The sequence below is a fragment of the Streptomyces sp. MK37H genome (genome assembly GCF_018035285.1).
GTDB lineage: Bacteria > Actinomycetota > Actinomycetes > Streptomycetales > Streptomycetaceae > Streptomyces > Streptomyces endocoffeicus.
In genome coordinates this window covers 1-3,837 of record NZ_JAAAYH010000627.1, presented here as the reverse complement: position 1 = coordinate 3,837, position 3,837 = coordinate 1, and the positions used below count along the sequence as shown (strand labels likewise).

3 protein-coding genes are annotated in these 3,837 nt (G+C 72.2%); 1 reads left to right on the top strand and 2 read right to left on the bottom strand.

The genetic code is table 11. The annotated features are described in order from the left end of the window. Together GWI24_RS41790 and GWI24_RS41785 are read right to left on the bottom strand one after the other, a co-directional pair. Positions 1-1,303: phage holin family protein (locus tag GWI24_RS41790; RefSeq protein ID WP_247617622.1), on the bottom strand; the 1,303-nt coding region annotated here is incomplete at its 3' end. A 292-nt stretch (positions 1,304-1,595) separates the two neighbouring features. Further along, positions 1,596-2,783 carry a methyltransferase domain-containing protein gene (locus GWI24_RS41785; protein ID WP_210951238.1) on the bottom strand — a complete coding sequence of 396 codons (1,188 nt, stop codon included), beginning with the start codon at positions 2,781-2,783 and terminating at the stop codon, positions 1,596-1,598. Positions 2,784-3,045: 262 nt separating this feature from the next. On the opposite strand from GWI24_RS41785, the gene GWI24_RS41780 reads away from it, so the two are divergent. After that, the gene (locus tag GWI24_RS41780; protein ID WP_210951237.1) at positions 3,046-3,759 is read left to right on the top strand and encodes an AAA family ATPase; all 714 of its coding nucleotides are present in this window, start codon (positions 3,046-3,048) and stop codon (positions 3,757-3,759) included. Positions 3,760-3,837 lie beyond the last annotated feature (78 nt).

Sequence of the window (3,837 nt, the reverse complement as noted above, 5' to 3'; positions counted from 1 at the left end):
CCAGGTCCTCCAGCCTCAGCCCGTACGCTCCCGCGAAGGTCTCGCCGGGGCTCTGCCCGTGGTCGGAGAGCAGCACGATGCGGTAGTCGCGCGGGGCGTGCTCGGCGACCTTGGCGATCAGCGCGATGGAGCGGTCGAGCCGGGCGAGCACCTGCCGGGCGTCCCGGCTGCGCGGCCCCGAGTGGTGGGCCACCTCGTCGTACGCCACGAGATCGGCGTAGATCGCGGTACGGCCGGAGAGGATGTCCCCCATCACCGCCGTCACGACGACGTCCCGCTCCACGACGGTGGCGAACGCCCGGATGAACGGATACAGCCCGCCCCGCTTCACCCGGGGCGTCTCGCGGCGCAGCTTGGCGCGGGTGGACTGGCAGATCTCCCGGACCACCTCGGCGAGGAACGACACGGCGGTGCGGGTGGCGTTGGCGGGGTCGGCGAAGTACGCGAAGTAGCCGGAGCGGGAGCGGTTGTGCTTACCGCGCCGCGCCGCGACCGAGAGGACCAGCGCGAGCTGATCGGCGCCGCCGGTGAAGAGGTTGCCCCGGCTGGCCCCGTCCACCGTGAGGAGTCCGTCGTGTCTCGCCCGGGCGGCGGCGCGGCGCTGGAGCACCGCCGCGCTGGTCGGCCGGTTGCTCACCATCACCTCCCCGGTCTTCTTCTCGTACCAGCGGAAGGCGGGCACGTCCTCGTTGGAGCCGTGCAGGATGCCGAGTTGGCTGGCGCCGGTCTGACTGGACCAGTCGGTGCGCCAGGGTGTGACCTTGTGGGTGCTCTGGAGCCAGCCCGCGACGGTGGGCATCACCGGGGGCCGGTTCTCGCGCTCCCGCAGCGCCTCCCGGAGCACCGCGTGCCCCACCCCGTCGAGCTGCAGGAACACCGTCCCCGGGGGCTCGTCGCTCCCCCCGTCCTCGCCGAGCCGCCGCCTGCGCCGCACGGCCAGCCGCGCCAGCCGCCGCCGGTAGGCGCCGTCGTCCCGCACGGTCAGGAAGGTGCTCGTGGCCGACGACGCGGCGGACATCACGGCCGCCACCACGACGGCGGTCTCCGGCTCGGCGGCGCCGCGCCCGTCCGGGTTCACGCTGAGGGCGATCAGCAGCATCGAGCCGTTGAGCACGAACACCAGGAGCCCCAGCACCAACGCGGGCATCAACAGCAACGCCCGTACGAGCAGCGGCCACACCAGCGCGCTGAGCACCCCGAAGGCCCCCGCGCCGCTGGCGGCCGTGACGGCGATCTGCGTGGCGCTGTCACCGTCACCTGACTTCAAGCGAAAGTCGGGGAGGATTCCGGCGAGCGCCAGCATCGTGAGCGTGGACACCGCCCACACCGCCGCCACCCGCAGCAGGGTTCCCCCCACGGTCTTCCATCGGGGCTTCTGCACGCCGCGCCCTCACTTCGCATCACCGGCCCGCACCATGCGCGCGAACCGGCCTCAAGCGTGGCACAGCGCCCCCGCGACCCGGCGGACAGCGGGTTACCAGGACGGATCGATTCCGCTTACGGCAGCCCATCAGTTCCCAGGAGCGCGACGCGTCGCGCGTGTCCCTACGGGGACCGGGAACCGGTTGGGCTACGGAGACCGGGAACCGGCCGGGCTACGGGGACCAGGAGTCGGCCGGATCGTCCAGCCACGCCCGATGACCGACGGGACCCGGCCCGACCGTAAGGCCGAAGCGGGTGTGGTCCGGCCTGCCATGGCCGACCCACCACCCGTACGCGGCCTCGACCTCGTCCCACAGCCGACGCTCCCCCGCCTGCCAGACGCGCGCCTCCGCCTCCCCCTCGCGGAACACGACGCACGCCCAGGAACGGTCGGCCAGCCCGTAGAGCCACACGGGTCGCGCGCCATCGTGCGGGGCGGCCACGACCTGAACGCAATGGCGTACCCGGAGCCCCAGCGCGAAGGGGAGGGCGGAATACGGCGGGGCGAGGAACTCCCCCTCGGGGATGCCGGTGCCGGACGTATCGGCGCCGCCGCTGTCCCCGCCCTCGTCCGGGACGTAGGCGCCGTGCGGCGGCAGCGACAGCCGCTGGCCGCGCAGCTTCATGAACTCGACGGGCCCGGTGAAACGCCCCGACGCCGTCCCGTCCCGGCGCACCACCAGCCGGGCCACGGCGTCCGCATGGGTGTAATGCGTGCCCCAGGGGGCGACGATCAGGCCCCCGGGCCGCGTCTGCTCGATCCACGCCCCCGGGATCTCCCGGACGCCGACGGTGGCCAGGACCCGGTCATACGGTGCGTTGCCCGCACAGCCCTTCGCACCGTCACCGAGCACGACATCCGGCCGCAACCCGGTCGCGGCCAGCCGCCGGCGCGCATGACGCGACACCTCGGGGTCCACCTCGACCGTGGTGACCTTACGGCCGCCACAGCGATGCGTCAGCGCCCCGGCCGTCTCCCCCGTGCCGGTGCCCACGTCGAGCACGGCCATGCCCTCGTCCACGGCCAGGTCCCGCAGCAAGGCGTAGACGACGGAGGGCATGGAGGACGAGCTGGTCGACACCCGCCCCGACTCGGGGCCGGTGTGCTCGCCGTCGTCCCACTGCGTCACGATGGGCGCATCGCTGTCGGCGGCGGCGAACCAGGCGTCCGGCTCTTCGGCCTTGTCGACGGCGACGGACCCCTGTGTCCGCGTGTCGAACGGCCACATCAACTCCGGCAGAAACGCGGCCCGGTCGACGGCGGCGAACGTCGGCGCCCAGTCCTCCGTCATCACCCCCGCCTCAAGAAGCACCCGCCCCAACGCGGCCCGTCCGGGCCGGGCGATGCCCACGAACGTCATGCGGCCTTGGGCGGGTTCGGAACCCCGGGCCCACCATCGGGAGTCGGCGGCGGATGCGGGCCTGGGTAAGGCTGGCCGGGCAGCTTGTCACCGTTCCCGCAATCGTTTCGGCCCCGGATAATCCTCGACATCAACGCTCTCCCCGCCGTCCAGCCGAGCGGCCCACTCCGCTCGGGCCCCCACCCCCATCACCATAGGGCGAGCCACTGGAAACGCGCCTGAGCTCAGCCTCGGCCCCACGGCCCTATGAGAGACTCGAGCGATGATTATCGAACGTGCGTACGCACACATTGACTCGGGGTCGCGGGAGGAGGAGGGGTGGCCCTGGTCCGTGCCGTGTGTGCGGGGGTTGCTGGCGGACGGGTTGCGCTTCGCCGCGCCGGTGACGTTTCTCGTCGGGGAGAACGGGTCGGGCAAGTCGACGCTGGTCGAGGGCCTCGCGGAGGGGTTCGGGCTGGATTCGTACGGCGGTTCGCACGATTGGCGTTACGCCAGCCACCGGCCCAAGTCGGCGCTGGGTGAGCGGATCCGCTTCGACGCGGCGCCGCGCGGGCGGCGGATGCTGGGTAGTTGGGCGGCGCGCAAGGGATTCTTCCTGCGCGCCGAGACCGCGCTGGACGCGCTGCACCGGGAGGGTTTCGCCCCGCATTCGGTCAGCCACGGCGAGGGGTTTCTCGCGGCGTTCCGGGACAAGTTCCTCCAGCCCGGGCTGTACGTCATGGACGAGCCGGAGGCGGCGCTCTCCTTCGCCTCCTGCCTTGAACTCATCGGCCATTTGGATGAGTTGGTGAAGAACGGCGGGCAGGTCATCTGCGCTACGCATTCGCCCCTGCTGACCGCGCTGCCCGGTGCGGACATCGTGGAGGTCGGCGAGCACGGGATGCGGCGGGTGGCCTGGAGCGAGCTGGCCCTGGTCGACCACTGGCGCCGCTATCTCGCCGATCCGCGGAGCTATCTGCGGCATGTCCTGGAGTGAGTGTCGTTTGTCGTTTGTCGTTTGGTGTCTGCGGCGCCGTTTCGCGCCTTCGGCGCAATTGAGCATGGGGGCGGCGGG